Origin of the sequence: Novacetimonas sp. GS1 (assembly GCF_036686925.1) — a bacterium.
In the GTDB taxonomy this organism is placed as follows: domain Bacteria; phylum Pseudomonadota; class Alphaproteobacteria; order Acetobacterales; family Acetobacteraceae; genus Novacetimonas; species Novacetimonas hansenii.
The window spans coordinates 1,683,543-1,708,734 of the sequence record NZ_VSZP01000001.1; the positions used below are offsets into that span (position 1 = coordinate 1,683,543).

Annotated in this window: 17 protein-coding genes and 3 pseudogenes; 15 read left to right on the top strand and 5 right to left on the bottom strand. The window is 58.2% G+C overall.

Annotated features, from left to right (window positions below; translation table 11 throughout):
* Positions 1 to 71 precede the first annotated feature (71 nt).
* Positions 72 to 470 carry a hypothetical protein gene (locus FYB92_RS07745; protein ID WP_048859278.1) on the bottom strand — a complete coding sequence of 133 codons (399 nt, stop codon included), beginning with the start codon at positions 468 to 470 and terminating at the stop codon, positions 72 to 74.
* A gap of 199 nt (positions 471 to 669) precedes the next feature.
* Between FYB92_RS07745 and guaA the strand changes: the two genes are divergently transcribed.
* Entirely contained in the window at positions 670 to 2,280 is a 1,611-nt protein-coding gene (gene guaA, locus FYB92_RS07750; protein WP_040510884.1) for a glutamine-hydrolyzing GMP synthase, read from the top strand.
* A 103-nt stretch (positions 2,281 to 2,383) separates the two neighbouring features.
* Here the strand turns inward: guaA and FYB92_RS07755 are convergent.
* Positions 2,384 to 2,999 (bottom strand): annotated as a pseudogene (locus FYB92_RS07755) (IS5 family transposase); the annotation flags it as partial.
* Between the two features lie 780 nt (positions 3,000 to 3,779).
* Here FYB92_RS07755 and cas3 point away from each other — a divergent pair.
* The 10 genes and pseudogenes from cas3 to FYB92_RS07805 all read left to right on the top strand — a co-directional run bounded on the left by cas3 (position 3,780) and on the right by FYB92_RS07805 (position 17,126).
* Positions 3,780 to 6,461 carry a CRISPR-associated helicase Cas3' gene (cas3, locus tag FYB92_RS07760; RefSeq protein ID WP_332828425.1) on the top strand — a complete coding sequence of 894 codons (2,682 nt, stop codon included), beginning with the start codon at positions 3,780 to 3,782 and terminating at the stop codon, positions 6,459 to 6,461.
* A gap of 324 nt (positions 6,462 to 6,785) precedes the next feature.
* Positions 6,786 to 8,441, top strand: a complete 1,656-nt coding sequence (gene casA, locus FYB92_RS07765) for a type I-E CRISPR-associated protein Cse1/CasA (RefSeq protein WP_408902394.1) — start codon at positions 6,786 to 6,788, stop codon at positions 8,439 to 8,441.
* A complete protein-coding gene (gene casB / locus FYB92_RS07770; protein WP_332828427.1) occupies positions 8,441 to 8,989 on the top strand; it encodes a type I-E CRISPR-associated protein Cse2/CasB in 549 nt (182 codons plus the stop codon). The genes casA and casB overlap by 1 nt, the downstream gene beginning before the upstream one ends.
* Positions 8,990 to 9,022: 33 nt before the next feature.
* Positions 9,023 to 10,081 carry a type I-E CRISPR-associated protein Cas7/Cse4/CasC gene (cas7e, locus tag FYB92_RS07775; protein ID WP_062809028.1) on the top strand — a complete coding sequence of 353 codons (1,059 nt, stop codon included), beginning with the start codon at positions 9,023 to 9,025 and terminating at the stop codon, positions 10,079 to 10,081.
* 5 nt (positions 10,082 to 10,086) lie between these two features.
* Positions 10,087 to 10,866 carry a type I-E CRISPR-associated protein Cas5/CasD gene (cas5e, locus tag FYB92_RS07780; protein ID WP_003620493.1) on the top strand — a complete coding sequence of 260 codons (780 nt, stop codon included), beginning with the start codon at positions 10,087 to 10,089 and terminating at the stop codon, positions 10,864 to 10,866.
* Complete coding sequence (gene cas6e, locus FYB92_RS07785) at positions 10,863 to 11,552, top strand: type I-E CRISPR-associated protein Cas6/Cse3/CasE (RefSeq protein ID WP_075632187.1); 690 nt, start codon at positions 10,863 to 10,865, stop codon at positions 11,550 to 11,552. The genes cas5e and cas6e overlap by 4 nt, the downstream gene beginning before the upstream one ends.
* Before the next feature lie 13 nt (positions 11,553 to 11,565).
* Positions 11,566 to 12,526, top strand: a pseudogene (gene cas1e, locus FYB92_RS07790) (type I-E CRISPR-associated endonuclease Cas1e).
* Entirely contained in the window at positions 12,507 to 12,848 is a 342-nt protein-coding gene (gene cas2e / locus FYB92_RS07795; protein ID WP_003620490.1) for a type I-E CRISPR-associated endoribonuclease Cas2e, read from the top strand. Before cas1e ends, cas2e begins: the two are co-directional and overlap by 20 nt.
* Positions 12,849 to 13,253: 405 nt before the next feature.
* Positions 13,254 to 15,671 carry a recombinase gene (locus FYB92_RS07800; RefSeq protein WP_332828428.1) on the top strand — a complete coding sequence of 806 codons (2,418 nt, stop codon included), beginning with the start codon at positions 13,254 to 13,256 and terminating at the stop codon, positions 15,669 to 15,671.
* 1,041 nt (positions 15,672 to 16,712) lie between these two features.
* The gene (locus FYB92_RS07805; RefSeq protein ID WP_175576172.1) at positions 16,713 to 17,126 is read left to right on the top strand and encodes a hypothetical protein; all 414 of its coding nucleotides are present in this window, start codon (positions 16,713 to 16,715) and stop codon (positions 17,124 to 17,126) included.
* A gap of 28 nt (positions 17,127 to 17,154) precedes the next feature.
* Here FYB92_RS07805 and FYB92_RS07810 read toward each other — a convergent pair whose 3' ends face one another.
* Positions 17,155 to 18,132 carry a hypothetical protein gene (locus tag FYB92_RS07810; protein ID WP_332828429.1) on the bottom strand — a complete coding sequence of 326 codons (978 nt, stop codon included), beginning with the start codon at positions 18,130 to 18,132 and terminating at the stop codon, positions 17,155 to 17,157.
* A 375-nt stretch (positions 18,133 to 18,507) separates the two neighbouring features.
* Between FYB92_RS07810 and FYB92_RS07815 the strand changes: the two genes are divergently transcribed.
* The 4 genes from FYB92_RS07815 to FYB92_RS07830 all read left to right on the top strand — a co-directional run bounded on the left by FYB92_RS07815 (position 18,508) and on the right by FYB92_RS07830 (position 21,895).
* On the top strand, positions 18,508 to 18,693 hold the full coding sequence (locus FYB92_RS07815) for a hypothetical protein (RefSeq protein WP_062809906.1): 186 nt from the start codon (positions 18,508 to 18,510) through the stop codon (positions 18,691 to 18,693).
* A gap of 58 nt (positions 18,694 to 18,751) precedes the next feature.
* A complete protein-coding gene (gene ppk2, locus FYB92_RS07820; protein WP_003620483.1) occupies positions 18,752 to 19,657 on the top strand; it encodes a polyphosphate kinase 2 in 906 nt (301 codons plus the stop codon).
* Between the two features lie 160 nt (positions 19,658 to 19,817).
* A complete protein-coding gene (locus FYB92_RS07825) occupies positions 19,818 to 20,564 on the top strand; it encodes a phosphatase PAP2 family protein (protein WP_239015913.1) in 747 nt (248 codons plus the stop codon).
* A gap of 230 nt (positions 20,565 to 20,794) precedes the next feature.
* Positions 20,795 to 21,895, top strand: coding sequence for a glycerophosphodiester phosphodiesterase (locus FYB92_RS07830; protein WP_332828988.1), 1,101 nt, complete (start codon positions 20,795 to 20,797; stop codon positions 21,893 to 21,895).
* A gap of 500 nt (positions 21,896 to 22,395) precedes the next feature.
* Here the strand turns inward: FYB92_RS07830 and FYB92_RS07835 are convergent.
* A pseudogene (locus FYB92_RS07835) lies at positions 22,396 to 24,721 on the bottom strand (molybdopterin cofactor-binding domain-containing protein).
* The gene (locus FYB92_RS07840; protein WP_003620477.1) at positions 24,714 to 25,187 is read right to left on the bottom strand and encodes a (2Fe-2S)-binding protein; all 474 of its coding nucleotides are present in this window, start codon (positions 25,185 to 25,187) and stop codon (positions 24,714 to 24,716) included. The pseudogene FYB92_RS07835 and the gene FYB92_RS07840 overlap by 8 nt, the downstream one beginning before the upstream one ends.
* Positions 25,188 to 25,192 lie beyond the last annotated feature (5 nt).

A 25,192-nucleotide genomic window follows, 5' to 3' on the forward strand; every position in this document is an offset into this window, starting at 1 on the left:
CAGGGGTAAAAGGCCATGCGCGGGTGGGGTATGGGTGATGCCTATTGCGTGATGGTGCCTGCTGCCCTCCGTCAGGGGCGGGTCAGCACGATATGTGCCCGGCAGCGCGGCGTGCCGTAAGTGCCGACAATCGTATTGCCCTGCGGATGGGCCTCGAACACCATCGGGAATGGCTTGCTACCGGGGGGGGAGATGACTTCCTGCAGGTGATAATGCTGATGAAGGGGTTCAGGCCTGCCATGCAGGGTAATCGACCCATCGGCGGGGGTGAAGGTCGTGCGCGTCTGATCCACCTGAAAGGTGGAGGGCGCGCGTGTTTCCTCGCACGTGCCCTGATCGGTGACGAGTGTGCCCGTCCATAGTCCGATCGGGTCATGTTCCGCATCCGCCGGATGGGCCGATGCAGGAGAAAATATCATGGCGCCCGTGGCCGCCATCAGGACAAACAAACCGGCATGCAACGTTTTCATGGTGTAGCCATGTGATTCCGTACGAAAAAAAATCAAGGTGTGAAGTCAGGTCAATATAATCGTCACGCCATATATTCAGCCGACATGCACAATGATGTTGTGCTACGTCGTGTGGCAACGCATATCCGACATCTGCAACATCAGGCCCGGCAGGGGCCGTGCCCGTTGCATGCGTCATGCCGCGACCGAAAGAGTGAGAATGAGCGAGAGTGTGAAAGCATCCCAGATCGACAGCGCAGGCGAGGCCCTGGAAGAGACCCTGCACGAAGACCGGATCCTGATCCTTGATTTCGGCAGCCAGGTGACCCAGCTGATTGCGCGCCGTGTCCGTGAAAGCGGTGTGTACTGCGAAATCTGGCCCTTTTCCAGTGACGAGGCGAAGATACGCGCCTTTGCCCCCCGTGGGATCATCCTGTCAGGCAGCCCGGCAAGCACGCTTGACGAAGGTGCCCCCCGGATCCCGGATGTCGTCTTTGCCCTGAATGTTCCCGTGCTGGGGATCTGTTACGGTCAGCAGGCCATGTGCCTGCAGCTTGGCGGTGCGGTCGAACATCACGAACATCGCGAATTTGGTCGCGCCCATATCGAGATCGTCAAGGACTGCGCCCTGTTCCGTGGCACATGGGCACGCGGCAGCCGTGAACAGGTGTGGATGAGCCATGGCGACCGTGTCACAAAGCTTCCGCCCGGTTTTCAGGCCGTCGCCATCAGCGAGGGCGCGCCCTATGCCATCATCGCGGACGAGGGGCGGCGCCTGTATGGTGTGCAGTTCCATCCAGAGGTGGTCCATACACCGCATGGTGCGGCGTTGCTGCGTAATTTCACCCATGATGTCGCGGGATGTCGCGGCACATGGACCATGGCCGGGTTCCGCGACATGGAAATCGCGCGTATCCGCGAACAGGTGGGCAAGGGGCGGGTGATCTGCGGCCTGTCCGGTGGTGTGGATTCCTCGGTCGCGGCAGTGCTGATCCATCAGGCCATCGGGGAGCAGCTGACATGCATCTTCGTCGATCCGGGCATCCTGCGCGCGGGTGAGGCGGATGAGGTCATCAAGACATTCCGTGATCGCTTCAACATCCACCTGATCCATCGCGATGCCTCGGACCTGTTCCTTTCTGCGCTGGAAGGGGTGAGTGATCCTGAAATCAAGCGCAAGACCATCGGCCGCCTGTTCATCGAGGTGTTCGAGGAGGAAGCCGCCAAGCTTGGTGGGGCGGAGTTTCTGGCGCAGGGCACGTTGTATCCCGACGTGATTGAAAGCGTCAGCTTTACCGGCGGCCCGTCCGTCACCATCAAGTCGCATCATAATGTGGGTGGCCTGCCCGAACGGATGAAGATGAAGCTGGTTGAACCGCTTCGTGAACTGTTCAAGGACGAGGTCCGTGCCCTTGGCCGGGAACTTGACATCCCCGAGGCGATCGTCGGACGTCACCCGTTTCCCGGACCGGGACTGGCGATCCGTATCCCCGGTGCGATCACGCGCGAAAAGCTCGCGCTGCTGCGTCGTGTCGATACGGTCTTCTTGGAGGAAATCCGTGCGGCAGGGCTGTATGATGCCATCTGGCAGGCCTTTGCCGTGCTGCTGCCGGTGCGGACGGTGGGCGTCATGGGCGATGGACGCACATATGATTACGCCTGCGCGCTGCGCGCCGTCACCAGCACGGATGGCATGACGGCCGATGTTTACCCGTTCGACATGGGCTTCCTCAATCGTGTTGCAGGTCGCATCGTCAACGAAATCCGTGGCATCAACCGGGTGACATACGACATCACCTCCAAGCCGCCCGGCACGATCGAGTGGGAATGAGGGGAAATTATTTCCATTGAATAAATTATTTATATTATAAATCTGTTTTTATTTTTGTGTTTAAGGCCGCATATTTACTAAGTATGCGGCCTTAAGTTTTTTATGTGGGGCAGGCGACCGACCCATCGTGTCGTTTCGCGGGAATGGCCGGCTGGGCTCCCATGTCCCATATCCGTTCACGAAAGACGTTCGACGCGTAGTTCTTGTTCGCGACGTCCACAGGGGAATAGCGGGAACGCTGTCGAGCATGGCTGGTGCCAGAGACAGTTCATGAGCCTGTCCCGGGGCAACGCAAAACCAAGCCTTTTCCATGCCCGTCCGCGATCACGCAGGCTTTTGTGCCATAGCCATCGCCGGAACGGCCCATTGCTTCATAATGGTCTCGCTCTTCGAAAGAGCCCCCTTTTTCGGGCTTCCGCCGCTTGGTGGTAAGCCCCGATGTTCGAGCCACCCAGAAAAGTCATTCCGAGCACCGCTCCGTGTTGTTCCTTAACCCGTTCGAGCAGGCGTTCCCATACGCCGAGTTTCGCCCAGCGGATGAAAAGCTGGGCCGCCCGCCACCCCGGACCCAGTTCAGCGGTGATGCTCCGCCATTTCGCGCCATGCTCATGGCGCCAGAAAATCGCTGCTATCGTATGCTGCAGATCATAGGGTTGCGTTTTGCCCCTTGGGCGAACTCCCCCAATCAGAGGTTTCCAGATCGCACATGTCTCGTCCACAAAAGCGTCTGTTCTGTTCACTTCTCCCAATCAAATAAAATATAAATAATTTCAATATATAACATGGTGAAATAAATGATATTTTATTGTTTGGCATGAAATTTATTAATTTTTTTAAAAAAATTACTATATTTATATTGTATTAATATGCATTATTTCACTTTTAATATTTATATATAGGATTCTGTTGTTGGGTCACGCTTGACTCGGCATGTTTTTATGGAGTGTGCAGACTATCATTCAATGGCTTTGAGGCAGCATCATCAATGACCGCTTGTTTTCTCAGAATATGACCGTTTGAACCGCGGCCTTGTAGCTTTCGCAGAGGAAGAAAAAAAGCTAATAATTTAGGGTGTTTCACACGGTGGAATTTTGACAATAAAATAAATATTTAAAATCAATGGGTTCCAGGAAGAGTGTTCCCCGCACACGCGGGGATGAACCGGAGCTTGGCGACAAGATTGCCGAGGTGCAGAAGTGTTCCCCGCACACGCGGGGATGAACCGCCATCAGCCGGATCAAAACCGGCGAACAGCGCGTGTTCCCCGCACACGCGGGGATGAACCACATACATTACATGTGCGCACACACATGCACACGTGTTCCCCGCACACGCGGGGATGTCGGCAGATGATATTGTAAATAGATATTTGATGCGTTGGTTGAAAGGCTGTTCTGCTTTTTTCTAAACTTACAAATCCAAGTATGTTGGGTATGGTTTTTTTGCAAAACCTGTCGAGTGCATAAAAAGGCGGTGTCATGCTGGATGCAGGCGACGATATGCTGAAGTTTTTTTTGGGTAAGGCTCAATCAGGCGATGGAAAAAAGCCGGGAGAGCCTGATTATCATCCGCTTGTCGCCCACATGCTGGATGTCGCCGCCGTAGCTGTTCTCTTGCCGGGGAACGTGCATACGGGGCTGGATCGTCGGCAGCTTGGTTTACTGGTGGCGTTACATGATATTGGTAAAATAATGCCTGCGTTTCAGGCAAAGGTGCCGGCGTGTTGGCCGCACCAGGCACTCGGCCCGTATGCTGATGCGGTAACGCTCTCGCGCCATGATGTCGATGGTCTGCTGCTTCTTGATTATGTCTGCGAAGATGTGCTGGCGCCGCTCTTTGGTGTGGATGATAATGGTTTTGACTGGTCGCCTGTCGATAAACGCCAGATATGGCGTGCCATCGCAGGGCATCATGGTCAACCGGTCGCCGTGACGGGGAATAGGGCGCGTGGCCTGCAAAAAGCGGTCTGTGGGGTTTATGCGCGACAGTTCTGCGCTCTTTTGTTTGATATTTTTCGTCCCCCGCCGATCCCTTGTCTGTCGCCACAGGATCTGCTGCGTCTGGAATGGCGGCTTGCCGGGTTGACGGTCACTGCGGACTGGATCGGGTCGCGGCGGGAATGGTTTCCCTATGTTGCGCCCGATGCGGTGCAGGATGCCGCAGGATATTTCTGGAACCATGCCCTGCCTCATGCGCGCACGGCAATCGCACGTGCTGGTCTTGGGCCAGTCGATGTTGCGCCCTTCCGGGGCATTGGACGTCTGTTTCCGCGTATCAGCATACCATCCCCCGTTCAGGCATTGATGGAAGGCATCGACATACCGGAAGGGCCAACGCTGGTCGTGATTGAGGACATGACGGGTGCGGGCAAAACCGAGGCGGCGATGGTGGCGGCACATCGGCTGATGGCGTCGGGGCATGCCAATGGGCTGTTTGTCGCCCTGCCCACCATGGCGACTGCGAATGCCATGTTCGACCGGCTTGCCTCGGCATATCGTGGCTTGTTTCAGCCTTCGTCGCATCCTTCTCTTGCGCTAGCTCATGGACGTGCGCGGCTGGATGAACGGTTTGTTTCCGTTGTGGCGCCTGACGATCATGTGGACGGTATGTCCGTGCAGGCAGAACGCACAGATGCGGCAGAGATCTGTTGTAGCGCATGGTTGGGGAGTGAGGCGCGGCGTGCCTTGCTTGCGCAGGTGGGGGTGGGTACGATTGACCAGGCATTCATGGCGGTCCTCCCGGTTCGCTTTGCCACCATCAGGCAGGCCGGGCTTGCGGGGAAGATCCTGCTTGTTGATGAATGTCATGCCTATGATCCCTACATGCACGAAGAGATGGCGGCTCTGCTGCGTTTTCATGCTGCGATGGGCGGGTCTGCCATCCTCCTGTCCGCTACGTTGACCCAATCAGTGCGCCACAAACTTACTATGGCGTTCAGGGAGGGCTTGCACCACGAAGGGGGGGAGGCGCTGTCCAGCACTGCCTATCCGCTTGTGACCCTTGTGGCGCGCGCAGGGGTAGAGGAACTGCCGTGTGCGCCGCGCCCTGGCTTGCGGCGTGATATTGCTGTCCGGTGCCTGGCGGATGGGCAGGCAGTCATGGTCGCGGCGTCCAATGCCGCACGACAGGGCGCGGCAGTCGCGTGGGTGCGCAATACAGTGGATGATGTCATCGCCACTGCAAAGTTGATGGCACAGGAAGGTACGGCGGTAACGGTATTTCATGCGCGTTTCGCCATGGTGGATCGGCTGGCAATAGAACGTGATGTTCTGGCGCGTTTTGGCCGGGACGGTGACGACACCGTGCGTGCAGGGGTACTGGTTGCAAGCCAGGTGATCGAACAGTCCCTGGACCTTGATTTCGATGTCCTGTTTACGGATCTTGCGCCGATGGATTTGATTATCCAGCGGGCTGGGCGTCTGCGTCGTCATGAACGGCATGGGCGCCCGGTGGATCGTGAGGAAGTATGGGTCCTGTCACCAGAACCAGTTGATGACCCGGACCCGCAATGGCTTGCCCGCCTTCTGCCTGGCACGGCGGCAGTGTATCGTGATCCGGCATTGCTGTGGCGTACTGCAAGGGTGCTGCAACGTGTCGGAAGGATATGTACTCCCGATAATATCCGTGCATTAATTGAAGAGGCCGGGGACGATCGCATGGTGCCGCCCGGACTGATGGCCGCCAGTGACGAAGCGCGGGGGAAGGGCTGGGCAGCCCGTGGGGCGGCAAGTCGTAACGTCCTGAATTATGCGACGGGATATGCACCCGATGGCGCCTTGTGGGAACGCGATGTCAGTACTCCCACACGTTTGGAGGAACGTCCTTATGTCACTGTGCGCCTGGCCGTCATACGCGATGGGCAGGTGTTGCCTTGGGCCGTATTGAAAGACAGCAGTCTTGCTCCGCCCGAAGTGCTGCGGAGGGCATGGGCATTGTCTGAGATATCGGTGGCGCGGCATTCCCTTGCCGCATGTGCGGTTCCGGCGGTGTGGGCAGGGGCCGTGATGACCGCGCGTGCCGCCTGGTCACGTTGGGAGCGTGAGGACGAGACGCAGTTTCTCCTGCTTCTGCTTGATGAAGGTGAAGACGGTATGGAAGGGCGGGGATATGACGAAAAAGGGAAAGAGATTGTGATCCGATACGATCAACAGTATGGTTTACAGATGCTTCCTGTTTCTTAACGGGATGAACCGTCTTGCACCGTAAGGTCAGGTGGTTCCCTGCGTTAGCAGGGATTTCCTGTATCTGTTTCAGTTTGTGTATATCAATAAGTCTTGAACCGTTAGGTTAAATTATTTTGACTGGTGAAAAAAGTCAGGCTAAGCAGAAAAAGTCATCCCAGTGATCCATGGGGGCGGCATGGCAATCAATGCAGAATTGTAACGTTTGGTACTTATTGTCCGTAAATCATACGCTCTGCATACGCATGTTTGGCAAAGTCCTTGTTTCTGGATCGCGGTCAAATGCCAGGAATCAGGGTATTTTAAAGGAACATCCATTTGATGATGGAAGATCGTGCGCTCAACCTTATTTCAGATCCCTGGTTGCCTGTACGTCGCAGGTCTGGTGCATGTGATGTCATTCGTCCGGCACAGATCGTGGACGGGGTGGCGGACGATCCGGTTGTCGAATTCGCATGGCCACGGGCGGATTTGCGTGTTGCTGCTTATGAATTCCTGATCGGGCTTGTGGCAACCGCCTGTCCCCCGACTGATCGGCGCTCATGGCTTGGGGTATGGCGCAGGGCGCCTTCTGTCGCGACGCTGGACGATGCCTTTGCGCGCATCGCCGATGCGTTCTGGCTTGATGGGCCCGGGCCACGATTTTTGCAGGATCATGAAGACCTCAGCAGCGGGTCGGAACCTGTAGAACGTCTGCTGATTGATGCGCCCGGTGAAAGCACCATAAAGCGCAATGCGGATCTTTTCGTGCATCGGGGACAGGTCGGGAGGCTTGGCCGCCCGGCGGCGGCCATGGCTTTGTTCACTTTGCAATCATGGGCGCCAAGTGGTGGGGCCGGCAACCTGACTGGCCTGCGTGGGGGTGGGCCACTTACAACCTTGGTGTTGCCGATCGAAGGGGGGAGCCTGTGGAACGTGATCTGGGCGAATGTGCCGTATGGCGCCCCCGTGAAGGAGGAGGCCATGGGAACAACATTCCCATGGATGGCCCCCACGATCGCGGGTAAGGGGGGAAGGGATGTGTGTGCGGATGTAAATGCATCCCTGTTGCAATGCTGGTGGGGAATGCCCCGGCGCATCCGGCTTGATTTTGAAAATATTGCTGATGGTATCTGTGATCTTACGGGATCTCCAGATGCTGTTGTGGTGACGGGATGGCGGCAGAGGCCTTATGGGCCGAAATATGCGGGCTGGATCGGGATGCCATATGGTGCGGGGGGCACCGTGCATCCCCTGACGCCGCGCTATCGACAAAAAGAGGGCACGGACTGGCTTGCCGTGCATCCACAACCCGGGGGGATCGGGTATCGGCATTGGGCTGGTGTAGTCGTGGAAAGCGCGGATGCCAACCGCCTGCCCGCAAGCTGTGTGGTCGCATGGCGTAACGAACGTGGGCGTGATGCTGGTCTTTCGGAAAATCCCCGTCTTCTGACAGCCGGTTTCGACATGGATAACATGAAGGCGCGCAGTTTCGTGGAAAGTGAAATGCCGCTTCCCGGTACGTCTGATGCGGATCGGCAGGAGGTGCTGGACGAACTGGCGCGTCAATGTGTTACGGCGGCAAAGCAGGTGGCGGATATCCTGCGTAGCTGTGTGCGTGACGCCCTGTTTGGCAAGGAAAAAGTATCCGTCGATGCAACGGGTATTTCCAATGTGCAGGAACGGTTCTGGATGGATACGGAAGGAAGCTTTTTTGCCGTATTGCACGGGGCCGGGACCAGTACAGGGGATGATGCGGACCTGGCCCTGAAAAAGTCATGGCTGCGGACGCTTGGGCAGGCAGCCATGAAGGAATTTGACGCCACCGTTACGTTGGAACCGGATACGGCCGAGACGGAGGCACGACGTTCCGCACTGGCGCGCAGGCGGCTTGGCGCCGCGGTATCGGGTATGGGAAAGGAAGGGGCAAAAATCATGGAAATTTTGGATATTCCTTTGCCATTAAAAAAGAAACAAAAAATAACGGGAGCAGCCTCCTGATGCGGAGTGATGATAAGGCAACCGTGCGATCAATCATGGGATGGTGGCATGACCTCCAACCCGATCCTGTAAAAAAACAGGCGGGGGATCGCGCGGCACTTGCGGCACTGCGGCGCTGCGGCAGCGTGGTTGATGCCCTGTTTGAACCACAGGTCCAGAAGCTGGTGCACAGGTGCGGTGCGCGTGGTGACACCGAACTTGCGCGTCTTGCCCTTGTCGCTGCGGTATGTGCGCATGTACGTGCGGATCAGCCCGGAATACGGGTGGCGCGCCAGGTCGGTCCCGCGGATCTGAAGGATGATGCAACGGCATTGTGTAAGCCCCTGCGCTTCCGGCGGTTGATGGATGCCGCAACCTTTGACGAATGCCTGCGTGCATTCCGGCGACTTGTGGCGCTGGCGGGCGGAGGGGTGAATGTGGCCGATCTGGCCGAAGCCCTCATGATGTGGCCACGAGAGGGCGCGTATGATGACAGTGTGGGCGATCGGGTCCGGCGTGACTGGGTCTATCATTACTGGAACGCCGGATCCGTGGATCAGGACAAGTAGAACAATTCTTGATTTTAAATAAGGATATTAGAAATGAGCCGTTTCCTTCAGATTCACCTCCTGACTTTTTATCCCCCTTCCAACGTCAATCGTGACGATACCGGCAACCCCAAGACCGCAACGGTCGGTGGGGTGACGCGGTTGCGGATTTCCTCGCAGGCGCTCAAGCGCGCGTGGCGGACATCCGATATTTTTTCTTCCGCCCTGACGGGACACATGGGACAGCGGACGCAACGTCTGGGGGAAGAAGTCCTTGCGCATCTGCGTGCGCAAGAAGTGGACGAGAAAAAAGCCGTTGCGATCGCGCGGGAAATTGCCGGCGTTTATGGCAAGGTGAAGGGGGACAAGGACGCACATCCCACCCGTACCGAGCAGCTTGTATTCATTTCCCCGTCCGAACGTGAAATGGCGCTGTCGGTGGCGGACCGCATGGCCGCGGGGGAAAAGGTGGACCTTCGGAAAGAGCAGGACATCTTGCTGCATCGTGCGGACTCAACGGCGGATATTGCTCTGTTTGGCCGCATGCTGGCCGGCGCCCCGTCTTTTAACCGCGAAGCGGCGGTGCAGGTGGCGCATGCCATCACGACGCATCGTGTGACGGTAGAGGATGATTACTATACCGCGATTGACGACCTGAAGGGGGATGACGACGATGCCGGCGCGGGCTTCCTGGGGGAGGCCGGGTTCGGTTCAGGGGTTTTCTATCTCTATCTGTGCGTAAATCGTGACCTGCTTGGGAAAAACCTTGGTGATGACTGTGACACCGGTGTCGCGCAAGCCGCGCTCGGCGCCTTGGTGGAGGCAGCGATGACGGTCTCCCCGTCTGGCAAGCAGAACAGTTTCGCAGCCCTTGCGCGGGCGGGCTACGTGCTGGTGGAAAAAGGCAATGCACAGCCCCGTACGCTGGCGGGTGCATTCGCCCGGCCCGTTGGGGGGCATGACCTGATGGGCGGTTCCATCGCGGCGCTGAAGGCGTTTCGTTCTGAATTGGCGCGGGTTTATGGCGCGGGCGTGGATGAAACATGCGAACTTGCGCTTGGGGATGCCGGCAGCGCCACGCTGGCTGATATCGTTGCATTCTGCCGGACCTGACGGGTATGGGGCAATTTCTGACATTTGCCATGGTGGGGCCAATGGCCTCATTCGGCACGCTTGCGGTGGGGGAAAGGCGGGACGGCGGGGATCGTCCCGCGCGCTCTGCCATCCTGGGGTTGATGGGGGCCTGCCTTGGCATCACGCGCGATGATAGGAACGCGCAGGAGGCTCTTGGCATGGGATATGGACTGGCGGTTCTGTGCCATGCGCCCGGTCGGCTGCTGACGGATTATCATACCGCCCAGACCGCGCCATCGCGCCGGAACTGGCATCCCGCGACCCGTGCGCAAGAACTGGCCGGGGCTGGTGAACTGGCGACGATCCTGTCCCGTCGGGATTACCGGATGGGAAGCTGGCATCTGGGGGCGATCTGGGCACGTGATGAAACGCCGCGCTGGACGCTGGAGGATCTGTGCCACGCGATGTGTGAACCTGTCTTCACACCCTCTTTGGGGCGTAAATCCTGTCCGCCCGGCCTGCCATTGGCCCCACAACTGGTGGACGGTGAAAATGTGGTTTCCGTCCTTCTTGCCAGGCACGCAGATGGACCGGAAAGCCGGATTACGATGCGTTATGGGCATCTGCGTGACCAGTTTGCAGGGCGTGGAGGTGGGATGGATACACTTGTGGTGCTTGATGCAGCGGATGTCGCACAGCAGGGGGCTGGGCATGATGTGATCCGTCGCGAAATACGACGCGATCAGCCCCTTTCACGTACAGCGTGGCAATTTGCGCTGCGGGAAGAAGCGATCCTGTGTGGCACGAAAGGAGCACGGACATGAATTCGGGGTTCCTGTCGCGCGTGGCATTGCGGCGTGATGCCGCCGTGCAGGCCATCGCCGCGCTTTTGGTGCCGCAGGGGGAAGGCCGCCAGCACGGGGCCGCGCATCACCTGTTATGGACCCTGTTTGGCGATACCCCGGACCGCAGGCGGGATTTTTTGTGGCGTCAGACGGAACCTGCGCATTTCATGGTTCTGTCGGCACGTGAACCGGTGGATACACACGGGTTGTTCGATATCGAAAGCCGTACGTTCGCACCCGTGCTGAAGGAGGGGGATCATCTGCGATTCCTTTTGCGCGCCAATGCCACAGTTGACCGCAAGGTGCCGGGCCGCGCACGCAGTCAGCGGCATGATATCGTGATGGATGCACTGCACAGGATTCCGCCGGGCCAACGTGCGCAGGCACGTGATGAAGTCGTGCCCCCCGTCATTGCCGCGTGGCTGGCACGGCAGGGCGTACGGTCCGGGTTCTGTCCGGATGCTGATACCCTGAATGTCGAAAGTTGTGACATGTTGCGTGTTCCCCGTGTGCGCGAAACCGGGGCGGCGACTTTTGGCGTGGTGGACATGACGGGGGAACTGCGGGTTACAGATCCCGCTCTTTTCATGTCTGCCCTGCTTGGTGGATACGGTCGGGCGCGGGCATTCGGGTGCGGCCTTATGCTGATCCGTCGCGCGCGTTGAGGGAAGGGAACCCATGTCCCGACCCATGCCGGGGCTGCCACCCCCGCAGCCCATTGCGCTGAAGGAGCGTGCCTCCATCCTGTTTGTGGCGATGGGGCAGCTTGACGTAATTGATGGTGCGTTCGTGCTGGTGGATAAAGGAGGGGTGCGTACCCACATTCCCATCGGCGGTGTAGCCTGCCTTATGCTGGAACCTGGCACGCGGGTCAGTCACGCGGCGGCGGCGCTGGCGGCCAGGGCGGGCACATTGCTGATATGGGTGGGGGAGGCGGGCGTCCGGCTGTATGCGTCCGGGCAACCAGGAGGGGCGCGTGCGGACAGGTTACTGTTTCAGGCGCGTCTGGCGCTTGACGACACCGCGCGCCTGAAGGTCGTGCGCAGAATGTACGCGCTGCGTTTTGGTGAAGAAGCACCAGAAAGGCGTTCCATAGACCAGTTGCGTGGTATCGAGGGGGCACGCGTGCGCGAAACCTATCGTCTGCTGGCGCAGTCGCATGGGGCGCAATGGGATGGCCGCCGTTACAATCCGCATGAATGGGAAACAGCCAATGTGGTCAATCGCTGTCTGTCTGCCGCGACGGCGGCGCTGTATGGCATTACCGAGGCCGCCATTTTGGCGGCTGGCTATGCGCCTGCCATTGGTTTTCTGCATACGGGAAAACCACAGAGCTTTAGTCTATGATATTGCGGATATCGTGAAATTCGATCTTGTGGTGCCAGAGGCATTTCGTGTGGCGGCAGCGGTGCAGCGGAAACGGCCACTGGATGGTCAGGATATCGTGGACCCGGTGGGGGCAGTAAGGCAGCGGTGCCGCGATCAGTTCCGCAAGACCAAGATCCTTGGGCGGCTGATTCCCATGATCGAGGATGTGCTGGCTGCGGGCGGGATGGAGGTTCCCTCAGCACAGGAAGAAGCCATGCCAATTGCGTTCATGGATCGTAAAGGGCTGGGTGATGCTGGTCATCGTGGTTGAAAATGCCCCGCCACGTCTGCGTGGGCGTCTGGCTGTATGGCTGCTGGAGGTACGTGCAGGTGTCTATATCGGCAGTTACGGGCGACGCGTGCGTGAAATGATATGGGGACAGGTATGTGCCTATATAGATACGGGAAATGCCGTGATCGCTTGGGCCACGCCCAATGATGCTGGGTTCGAATTCGACACCTGTGGGAAAAACCGTCGTATCCCGGTCGATCTGGATGGACTGCGTCTGGTGTCTTTTGGCCCAGAAGCCGCGTTGCCGGCGCATCCCGGCCCGACTGTCAGGTCACTTTCATCCCGATCTGGAAAGGGATAAATACAGAGGTTAAAGTTGGTAGATTCTTTGACAATAAAATAACCGTTTAAAATCAAGTGGTTCCACGAAGAGTGTTCCCCGCATACGCGGGGATGAACCGCCGGACACGAGATCCCCCAACCCGACCTCGCGGTGTTCCCCGCATGCCCTGTGCCATCGCCTGTGTTTGCGCAGCATGGCAGGAGGCTGATGTTTTCCGACTCTGCGATCATCGGATGTTACAAAAAAACTGTTTCATGAGTCGCGCGGCGAAAGTCCTGCCCTTCGTGGGGGTATTCACACGCTCTGGATAAAATTTCTCCGTGCATGACACCATATCTGGTGTCATGATTGCCTTCTTTCCACTAAATGCGCGAACCGGTGTCCTCGCATGGCCCTCGTTCGCCTGCACGAGGGAGCCAGTGCATGGACGGAGGTTTTTCGCTGTTTGGCGGCGCGCGTGCGCAGATACGTGATCCCTTCGAAGGGGCATTCGGCCTATCCCCGCTGCCTGCCCGTTCGCTGGATCGTGGGATGGGGGCGGCTGTGGGGCGGCGGACCGTGTTCCGCCCCACCGATCACGAGGATTTCGGCCATGTGGCCGCGCGTGTGGCGCGGGGCAATACGGCGTTACTGCCCGGTGTGGACGCGCGGGAACGTGCGCAGTTGCGTAACGCCATCGCCACCGGTGCATTACTGACATCCGGTCGGCATCTGCAACATGGTGATGCCACGCAACCGGGCCGGAACATGGAAATGTTCACCAATTGCGCCACTGCCATCTGTTCCTTCGCCAAATTCTACTTGTTGCTCAATGGCTCCGGCGTGGGGCGGGCCTATGATGATGAACTCTGTGTGGTGGACTGGACGCGGGCGCCTGACCTGTCGTTCGTCCTTGCGCCGACGCATCCGGATTATCCCCGTGATCGTGCCGGGTTATTGCGGTTCGGGTTGGATATGCAGGTCGTGCCATGGGGGACAACGCTGGAAACCTTTGACGCAGGGATGGAGGCACAGGTCCGTGCGTTCCGCGCCTCGTCCATCCTGCCCGAAGTGCCTGCGCCACAGATGCGAAACAGTGCCGCGATAAGTGTCCATGTCATCGAGGATAGTCGCGAAGGCTGGGGCAAGGCGATCGAGAAGATCGAGGCCATGGCATTCAGGGAACAGCATGACCATCGGCTTGTCCTGGACCTCAGTGCCATCCGGTGCGCCGGCAGCCCGATTGCGGGCATGCAGGGGCGCCCCGCATCTGGCCCGATTTCCCTTTTGCGCGGGTTGCTGAACATTCGCCGTCACGTGATCGAGGCGGGACGGGACAAGGCTATGCCCCTGTGGGAACAGGCGTTGCGGGTGGATCATTACCTGTCGGTGGAGGTGCAGGTCGGTGGCGCCCGCCGTGCCGCACGTATGGCCACCAAGTCCTGGCGCGATGCCGATGTGCTGCACTTTATCCGTGCCAAGGAAGAAGGCGGCCTGTGGACGGCCAACCATTCCGTAATGGTGGACCGCGAATTCTGGGGTTTTGTGAACGACCCGGCCATGACCGGTTCATTGGCCGGGCATGCCCGCAGGGTCTTTGCCGAGGCCACGCGATGCGCATGGATCAATGGGGAGCCTGGTTTCATCAATGGCGACCGGCTGGAGGACAACCGGACCGGGAGTGCCCGGCAGAAGAAAATACATGCGGACGGGCGGGATTTCCGCTCGGGGCGGTATCAGGCGACAGAGGCGGCCGCCCTTCTGGCGGATCTTGCCGGGCGTGCGGCACATGCGCATTTCCCGGTGACGACCAACCCGTGTGGCGAAATTACGCTGCATGTAACGGGTGGGTACTGCGTGATCGGTGATTTTGCACCGTTGCTGGCCTGTCCGATACCACCGGGGGACGTGACGCCCGGGCGCATACCGCATGCGGTTACGCAGGTGTGGGATGCGCGTGTGCGTGATTCCGTCAGGTTGGGTGTAAGGTTCCTGCTGCGTGCCAATCGCATGGACGCCCTGTATGGGGAGGAAGTGCGACGGACCAACCGTATCGGGATCGGACCAACCGGCCTGCACGAATGGGCGTGGGTGCGCTTCGGTCTGGATTTTAACGACCTGCTGGACGAGGAGCGCGCCGCCCCGTTCTGGTGCGCAGTGCAGGAACTTTCAATCATAGCCAAGGAAGAAGCCAATCTCTATGCCCGCGAAACCGGAACTGTGCGTCCGGTGACGGTGACAACCATCAAGCCCGCCGGCACGACGTCCAAGCTGTTTGGCCTGACGGAAGGGGCACACCTGCCGGCACGGCGGCAGTACCTGCGCTGGGTGCAGTTCAAGGGCGTGCAGCGCGAAGATGGCACGTGGGAGGAGGGGGCCGACCCGCTGCTTCCGGCGTATGAAAAACGGGGATATCCGGTGCGTTCATTGCGCAGTTTTCCGGGCATGAGCATCGTGGGCTTTCCCACCGTGCCGCTGATTCAGCGCCTGGGCATGGGGGAACGGATTGTCACGGCGCCCGAAGCCACGCCAGAGGCACAGTATCGCTGGTTGGAACTGCTGGAAAAATACTGGATCGGGGCGGAACAGGGCAACCAGGTGTCTTATACGCTTAAGGTATATACCAACCGGTATGATCTGGCGGAATTCCGTGCATTGGTCGCGACCCACCAACCGCATATCCGCTGCTGTGCCATATTGCCCAGCCGTCCGGATTCCGCTCTTGGTTATGAATACCTGCCGGAGGAGGAAATCTCCGCCGGGAAGTTCGCGGCAATTGCCGCTGCGATACATGATGATGATGTAAAGGAAGTTGTTGACTGGGCGCATCTGCAATGTGCCAGTGGGGTATGTCCCATCTGACGGTGATGGGGGCTGGTCAGTTGAAAGGGCAGTGTCAGGAACATGTCGGTATTATAACGGTTTTTCATGAATGATTTTTCATGAAGCCTTCGAAGGACGTAGCCTCTGGTGGGAACAGGGAATGCGTGAATGGTTTTTATTGTTTCGAAAATGAATCGAATACGTAATGAATAACGGGAACAGATCTGGAGGGAAAAAATGTGACGGCTCAAGGAGCACGCTTCGATGCTGACGGTATATTTAGAGGATTTCTATAACCATGAATTTTAATTTTCATGGGTCAATAATAGAAACAAAAATATTTAGTGATTCTGAATATCACAAGCTGGTTTGTGAGATATATATTGATGGAGCATATATATATGTCTTTTATCTGTGGACGATGGAGTAGATAGAATTAGCATAGTATTTCCAGATTGTGAGGAGGAATGTAAAAAGAACAAAGTGAGATATGATACATTCGTCTTCGCATTGTCTCTGGCAAAAAAAGATATTTTGAATAAGTACTGACTGTTTAAGGTGGCAGCCGAAATTGCGGACATATCCACCGCGGATATCCTCCTGTTGCGCGCTATGCCGTATGGTACAGTAAATGTTGCGATGGTGGCTAATGTATCCCCAGCGGGTCAGGCATTGCCGTCGTCGGCTTCTGGCCCATAACTGGCGGAATGTATTGTACCGTTTGGTTCATGATGGGGATATGCATGAGGAAGGAAAGCCCCTCGGGTTCGGGGCGGTTTCAGGGCGGTGGGGCCTGGCCGTCAGGGCCGGAATGATGTCTTGCCTTCTGACCTCTGAGGCTTGTTTTTTGCTTCACCGCAGTATCCGCGCCAGATCTCGGGGCCGGGCAAAGCGGGTGCCATGATTGCGCAGTCTTGTGGGTGTTCCCGTGGGGGAAAGCGGCAAATGTCACGAAATGTTAGAATATGCTCCTCATCATTCACGTAGGTCCCATGCAGCACTATGTCTTGTGAAGCCCCCGGATCATGCGCGAACATCGTGGCAGCGCATGGCATGGGCCGCCGGTGGAGGAGAAATAAGGTGAAGCAGACAAAATACTGGACGGTGGCGCTGATGGCCATGTCGCTGGCTGTGGCGCCGGTCCTGACCCTGACAGAGGCGCATGCGCAGCATGGTGGCGGCCCGGGTGGCGGTGGTGGACCCGGTGGCGGTCATGGGGGGGGAGGACCCGGTGGCGGCGGTCGTGGTGGACCGGGCGGCGGCTGGGGCGGAGGAGGCCCCCGTGGTGGAGGTCCAGGCGGCCCAGATGGCGGCTGGGGTGGCGACCGTGGCGGCTGGGATCGTGGCGGTGGCTGGGATCGCGGGGGATATGGCTATGGTTGGGGTGGTCCGTATCCCTATTATGGTTATCCCGGATATGGTTACGGCTATCCCGGATATTATGCCTATCCTTATGGGGGATGGGGCTGGGGTGGTTGGGGCGGCGGGTGGTAGTACCCGTGTGCTGTCGCGGTGGTGCCTGTCAGGCGCATCGCCGCGGCAGGTATGAAATGACACGATCAAGCAGGATATCCATTTCCGGGCGCTGGATCGGGTCGACACATGTGGTGATATAGGTCCGGGCACGTCGTTTGATGATGTTGGCCTGACGCAGTTCTGTTTCGCCCATGTTGCTTTCCGCGATCATGTCCGCGATTGTCATGTTCCGGTGAAATGCGCTCCAGGTGATGTGGAACGCGGCCTTGTTTACGATCGTTTCAAATTCCTGCCTGCCGAATTCCGATTGGCAGGCACCAAGCTGTTCCTTGGCCTGAACATACATGTCCATGGCGGGACGGGTGATATGACGGTGAAAATGCCGCCTGTGCCATGCACGCGCCCAGATATGTTCCTGATGCGCGATTTCATATTCCTGCACGTTGGCGTGGCTGTCTGCAATCAGTGCATGCACGGCGCGTGCCGCCAGCCATGCGCTGGCGAAATCGGGATAAGTCTGCCCATTCCACAGGGGGGCAAGGCCGGTCGACCCAATGGCAAAGCGGAATCCGCGTTGCCCGTCTATACCGAATAGTACACTCAGTGTCGGGTCGGCACCGCCTTCATGTCCCAGAACAAGGATATGGCCCGCATCGCCCGCATGCATATGACGTTGCACCGTCAGAAGGTCGAACAGGCTTTCGTCCTCGATCGAATTTTCGATATGTGTCTTTACATAGGTCATGAAAAGCGGATTACGCACATTCGTGACGCCACGTGGACAAAAATCAAAACCCCACCAGCGGGACATCTTGATGAGGTGAAAGGCAAGTTCATTGCGAAGCCGCGTCAGGTCCGGTGGATTTTCACCTTCGTCACACAAGGCCTGAATATCGCGGAACCGCGTGGTCAGCCTGTTGACCTGGGAGGAAAAGAATGTGCGCGGATTGAAATAGTCAAGGAACAGGGCGGGGCGTGAGTGCTCCAGGTGCCAGTCGGGTGTGCATCCTGTGGTGTCGGGCATGGTGGCTTTGTCCCTGCACTGAAAAAAAGGTGCGGCATCGCCCCAAGGAAGGTGGACGATGCCGCAGAGTTTTCACGGCGTTAGGGCTGGGAAATCGACGGTTGGGGAACTGTCTGATACGCCGTGAGTTCATTATCCATATTGCAAACGAATCGCAATTGCAACACGAAAGTGCAGGCTCCGCCCTCCACAGCGATCGGGCTGATGGCGGTGTGTAGGCGAACCCCATTGCAACCGTGCGGGGGAGGTGAAGTTTCTCGCACATGGCGATATTTATGTTTTGAGACCAAAATGACATTTCAAGAAACGTTCACATTCCATAAGGAAAATCAGGACTATGGTCCGCTGATCCATTGGTCTGACAAAGAGTGGGTCATGCAGGACACGTCGCGCGAAAAGAAGCAGGACATCATCGAGGAATGGCGTCCCGCGCTGGTTCTGGTGTGGAAGGACCGTCGGCATGAAAGCGCGGGCAACAGGGACAGGGCCCTGCATGATGCCCCGCATGACGCGCTTGCGCCGATTGATGACGAGGATGCCTATATCCACGACGAATTCTGACGGCTAATGCGTGGTATCGATCACCACGACCCCATTTGACAGGATGGCCAGTTTCCTCATGAAGCATAGTTGCGATCGCGAATCGCGTGACAAGATCCGCCTGCGCGAGGAGATCCTTGACGACCTTGATGAAGAGATCGAGCTTGAGCTTGATGACGCACGTCTGGGGTCGGGAAAGAATTGTGACCCGCTGGATTTTCGTCAGGTCTATTTCCGTGAACTGCTGCGCCTGCAGGGCGAACTGGTGAAATTGCAGGACTGGGTTAAGGAGACCGGGCATCGGCTGGTCGTGATTTGCGAAGGACGCGATGCGGCGGGAAAGGGGGGCGTGATCAAACGCATTACCCAACGCCTGAACCCGCGCATCTGCCGTGTCGCCGCCCTGCCTGCGCCCAATGACCGTGAACGCACGCAATGGTATTTCCAACGATATGTCAGCCACCTGCCTGCCGCAGGTGAAATCGTGCTGTTTGACCGAAGCTGGTACAACCGCGCAGGTGTTGAACGGGTAATGAATTTCTGCACGGATGCGGAATATGAGGAATTCTTCCGTTCGGTGCCGGAGTTCGAGCGGATGCTGGTGCGCAGTGGAATACAGATCGTCAAATACTGGTTTTCGATTTCCGATGACGAACAGGAACTGCGTTTCCGTGCCCGGATGGAAGATCCACTGAAGCAGTGGAAGCTAAGCCCCATGGACCTTGAAAGCCGCAGGCGGTGGGAAGCTTATACGCTGGCCAAGGAAATCATGCTGGAACGTTCAAACATCGCGGATGCGCCATGGTGGATCGTCCCGGCTGATAACAAGAAAAAAGCGCGCCTGAACTGCATCAGTCACCTGCTGTCGCAGGTTCCCTATCAGGACGTGGAAAAGCCCGAAGTCACGCTGCCTGAACGTGTCTTCGGCCCGGATTATATCCGCCAGCCCGTGCCCGATGATATGGTCGTTCCAGATTTGTATTGAAAAAGGTGACGGACATGTCACCGTCGGAAACATACCGGTGACCCGGCGGCGGGGGCCGTATCTGGCGCGTTATTGTGTTTTATTATTGTGGGATGTCATGCGGAAACATTATCTATTGTCAGTCCTGTGTTCGTCACTGTTCATGGTTTCAGGAAATTGCGTGGCCCGTACGGCACCGTCAGCACACGCGCCGGAGGCAGGGTATCTGACACCTGCGACGCAGCCTGATGCCACACAGTACCTTCCCCCGCCGCCGCAGGCAGGCTCGGCGCGTCAGGCCGCGGATGACCATGCCTTTGAATCCACGCGTGGGCTGAAGGGCGGCGCGCGCTGGGCACTGGCGACATCCGATGCGGACCTGCGTATCGAGGCGCTGCTGCGCAGCTTTTCCTGTGCGGCAGGCTTTACGATCGACGCCAGCAAGGCACCGCGCCTTGCCGCGCTGATCCATCGGATGGATGTCAGCGAAATTCCCGATATGCGCAACGCCAAGGCATCATGGCATCGCGCACGTCCTTTCGTGGGCAATACGCAGTCGATCTGCACAGAGGACGATCGGTCCCACCTGGCGACATCGGGGGCTTATCCTTCCGGGCACACCCTTCTTGGCTGGAGTACGGCGCTGGTGCTGGCGGAACTTCTGCCGGACCGTTCGACCGAAATCCTGCAACGTGGGCGCGTATTCGGTGAAAGCCGTATCGTCTGTGGCGTGCATTGGGCCAGTGACGTGCTGGAGGGATATATGACCGGGGCGGGCGATATTGCCGCCATGCACGGCAACCCTGCCTTCCGGGCGGATCTGGATGCCGCACGGACAGAACTGGAGAGCCTGCGCCACGAAGCCCCCAAACCCAATCCGCAGGCTTGTACGATCGAGCATGATGCTGCGGCCCATTCTCCGCTCTGATCCGTGATGGGGCAGGGGGCGAATGCCCCCATGGGAATCTCTCCATGACTGGGAAATAAAAGTGTCGGTGCATGTTTTTGAAAATATTTGAAAAACATGGGCTTTTTTGAAAAGTCGACGCCCGGAAAGCTTTTATATTTCCCAGTTGCCCCATGGATCATCTTTTCCGACAGCCCCAACCGGGTCATGGCGCCAAGACAATCAGACTGGAAAAATTCATGGATAAGGCCATGCTGACACGCAGGCAGGCAATCGTTCTGGCGGGGGGCGCGATAATGTTGCCGGTGCGGCCCGGACGTGCCGCGCCATCACTGGCACCGGTGCCCCTGGTCATGGCGCATCGTGGGGCATCCGCATTGCGGCCGGAACATACGCTGGCATCCTATGCCAGGGCCATTGCGGATGGTGCTGATTATATCGAACCCGACCTTGTCCCCACCAGCGATGGTGTGCTGGTGGCGCGACATGAAAGCAATATCGCGGGAACGTCGGATGTCGCAAGCCATCCTGAATTCGCATCGCGCAAGCGGACGGTCGTGATTGATGGCGTGTCGGAAACCGGATGGTTCACGACGGATTTCACGCTGAAGGAGCTTAAAACCCTGCGCGCGCGGGAACGTCTGCCGATGGTGCGTGCCCATAACACGCGTTATGATGGACATTTCGATATCCCCACGTTCGAGGAAGTCATTGATTTCGTGGCGGCAGAGGCTGCCGCACGTGGACGTGTGATCGGCCTGATCCCGGAGATCAAGAACTCCACCCATTTCCACAAATTGGGTCATACACCGGAAGAAACGTTCCTGCAGGTGATCGGGGCGCATGAATATACGCGTTATTGCCCGTTGGAGGTGCAGTCGTTTGAGACCACGAATCTCAAGACATTGTCTGGCAAGGTAAAGGCGATCAACCCGCAGGCACGTCTGATGTTCCTGATGGGGGAGCGCACGCAACGGGTGCCGGACCTTGCGGCGGCTGGGCAGGGCACGACATTTGGCGACCTGATGACGCCAGAGGGCCTGCGTAACGTGCGGCAGTATGCGGATGTGATTGGTCCGTCGAATGTAGACATCATTCCGCGCGATGCCTCCGGGGCATGGCTTGCGCCGTCATCCTTGATCGAGGATGCGCACAGGGCCGGGTTGCTGGTGCATTCGTATACCTTCCGGCCCGAAAACTGTTTCCTGCCGCTGCAACTGCGTAATGCGATGGGGGATAATGCCCGCAATCCCGACGGGGCCATCGCGGAAATCCGGCGCTATCTTGATCTTGGGCTGGACGGGTTCTTTACGGATGACCCGGCGCTTGGCCGACAGGCCGTGCGGATGTGACGCGCCGCCTGTTTGCTGACGGTGCGTTTCTGGTAGGGATTCCGCTAGGGGAATAGTTGCGAAAGACGTTGCCTCTTCCCTCGGTGCGGATTGAAAACACCCATTGAAAAAGAATGGGAAAAGTTTTCAGTCGTCGCCTCGTTTTTTTTTGAAGATGCGATGTCTTTCAAAGCTTTGGGGAAAGCTTTGAAAATTTATCAGGGGCTGTTTGAAAAAGTCAGGTTCAATAGCATCCTGAAATTATAAAGGTTTTTGATGAAGCTTTTTCAAAAGGGCTTTCGAAGATGCTGCCTTTTTGAAAAAAGCAGCATCCAAAAACTTCCTTATGATTTCAAGCTGCTTCCCGGACCAATGTTTCAAACAGTCTTTGACATCAGGCAACATCGACATCAGGCAACATCCCGGACGTTAGGCAAAGACGCCGTTTCCAAACGGCAAAAGAAAAGGGGGCTGGCACATCATGCGCCAGCCCCCTTTTTCATGCCCTGTCCGGGGCAGGCTCAGCTTCCCTGAAGCCCACGCAGGACATCCGCCGGGCGCACCGGCATATGGCGCAGCCGGACACCGACGGCGTTGAAGATCGCATTGCCAATGGCCGGGCCGACAACCGTGGTTCCGGGTTCACCAAGGCCCATCGGCTTTTCGGTGCTGGGCAGGAACTCGATATCCATCTCCGGCGTATCGGCCATACGCAGGGGGGTATAGGTGTTCAGGTTCCGGTCCACCGGCTGTCCGTTCACGATTTCCGTGTTCTCGAACAGTACCATGCTCAGGCCCCACAGGGCCGCACCCTCGGTCTGGGCACGTGCGCCGTCGGGATCGACCACCGTACCGGCATCCACCACGATCGTCAGCTTTTCACAGCGGACAACACCGGTAGAGCGGTCAACATGCACCTGCGCACAGCAGGCGATCCATGTCGGCATGCCGCGTTCCTGTCCTGCGGTCGTGCAGATACCCAGCGCGGTGTCTTTGGGCAGCGTCTGCTGGCCCCAGCCCACCTTTTCCGCCAGGCGGCGCAGAACCGCAGCCTGCCGCAATGCCCCGCCAACGGCATCGGGGGCTTCGCCCTTGTTGCGTCCGGTGGCCGTCAGCATATCCAGACGGAACTGCACGGGGTCCTTTTTCTGCGCATGGGCGACTTCGTCCAGGAAGCATTCCACCCCCCCAACTGGTCCAGCCGGGACTGACCGAGCGCAGCCAGCCGGGACGGAAGGTTTTTTCCGCCAGGTCGTTGCGTAACGCCCGCACGCGAAATGCCCCCACTTCGTACCAGTGATCGGCACCAGCAATGGCAAACTGGTCATATGGGGCGTCATGTACGCCCTTGGCCATGAAAGCTTCCGCCATGACCCCGGTGGGCCAGCCGGCCGCCGCCTGATAATCCATGGCGGTGATCTTGTTGGAGGCATCGAACGCCATGCGGACCCGCTGCACGGATGGTGAGCGGAAGGAGTCGAACACCATGTCGTCCGAACGCGTCAGGATCAGCTTGACCGGTTTGCCGCCAAGTGCCTTGGAAGCGAGGGCGGCCGGGATCATGTAATCCCCGTTCAGGCGACGCCCGAACCCGCCACCCAGCAGGTAGCTGCGCAGCACGATCTTGCTTTCCGGGACTTCCAGCGCCTTTGCCAGTGTCGGCAGGATCAATGACTGCCACTGGTTGCCTGCATGGATCTCGTAAACGCCGTCCTTGACAAAGGCGAGGGCGTTCATCGGCTCCAGCTGGTAATGCAGGACGGATGCGCAGGTATATTCCTTGTCCATGACCGTATGGGCCGAACTGAACGCCTGATCCACGCCATCGTCATTGAAGACGTAAACACCACCTTCCTTGTGGTTGATCAGTTCACGGCCACGATCCTGGATGTCGCGTTCGTTGACATGGGCGGTCTCCCCCGGGATCCAGTCCACCTTCAGCGCGTCGGTCGCACGGATGGCGGCGCTGTAGCTGCTGGCAAGCACCACGATCCACCCCTGCACCACGCCCGACGGGTCGTCGATCTTCAGGTAACGGATATAGCCCTTGACCTTGCGGGCCTCGCTGTCATCAACGGAACGCGCCTTGGAGCCATAGCGCGTCGGCGGCATCTTCGGGCGGGCATAGACCATGCCCTCGACCTTGGCGTCGATGCCATAAATGGCCTCGCCCGTGGTCTTGGCAGGAATGTCGAGTGCCTTCTTGAGTTCCGAATTACCGATCAGGCGACGCTCGCTCGCAGGTTTCAGGGGCAGCTTGGCCATTTCCTCGGGCGTGAAGGAGTGGCTGGGATGACCCTGCGTGACAATGTCGCCAAAGCTGATCTGCTTGCCATTGGCGGCGGACACGATGCTTTTGCTGACGCTGCACTTGTCGGGCGTCGTGCCCAGCAGGCGCGCGGCTTCTTCCACCAGGGCCGTGCGCGTTGCCGCGCCTGCCTGACGGAAAATATCCCACGTCATCCAGACGGACCAACTGCCACCTGTGACCATCAGGCCCCATTTGGGGTCGGTATCGACATAATTGATCCGTACCTTGTCCCAGTCGGCCTCCATCTCGTCCGCGATGATGCGGGCAAGGGCGGAGCCGATATGCTGGCCCATTTCCGCACGGATGATATTGACCGTGATCTCCCCATCCGGTGCGATCGCACACCAGATGGTGGGTTCGAACGCACCATCGCCGGGACCGGATTTATCAAGCGGGAAAACCTGGTTGGCCGATGCCTGCCGGGCAAATCCAAACATGACGCCCGCGCCAAGCGAGGTGACAAGGAAGCCGCGCCGGGACAGTCCCTGTCCTGAGCCGGAGCCTTTTCCAGTAAGAAAACGGTTCAGTCTACCCATTTGACGAATCTCCGCGTGCGGCTGCCGCGGCCTTCTTGATGGCGTCGCGTATGCGAATGTAGGTCATGCAACGGCACAGGCTTCCGGCCATGACCGCGTCGATTTCCTCATCCGTGGGGGAGGGATAATCCTTGAGCAGGCTGACGGCCTGCATGATCTGTCCCGACTGGCAGTACCCGCACTGCGGCACCTGCAGTTCACGCCATGCTTCTTGCACGGGATGCTTGCCCTCGGGGTCAAGCCCTTCGATCGTGGTGATGTCAGCGCCTTCGGCGGCGCTGATGGGGGTGATGCACGACCGGGTGGCGCGACCGCCGATATGCACGGTGCATGCGCCGCACATGCCGATGCCACAGCCGAACTTTGTCCCGGTCAGGCCAACTTCGTCACGGATAACCCACAGAAGCGGGGTATCTTCGGGGACGTCAACGGTGACTTCGCGTCCATTGAGGTGAAAGGTCGTCATGTTCT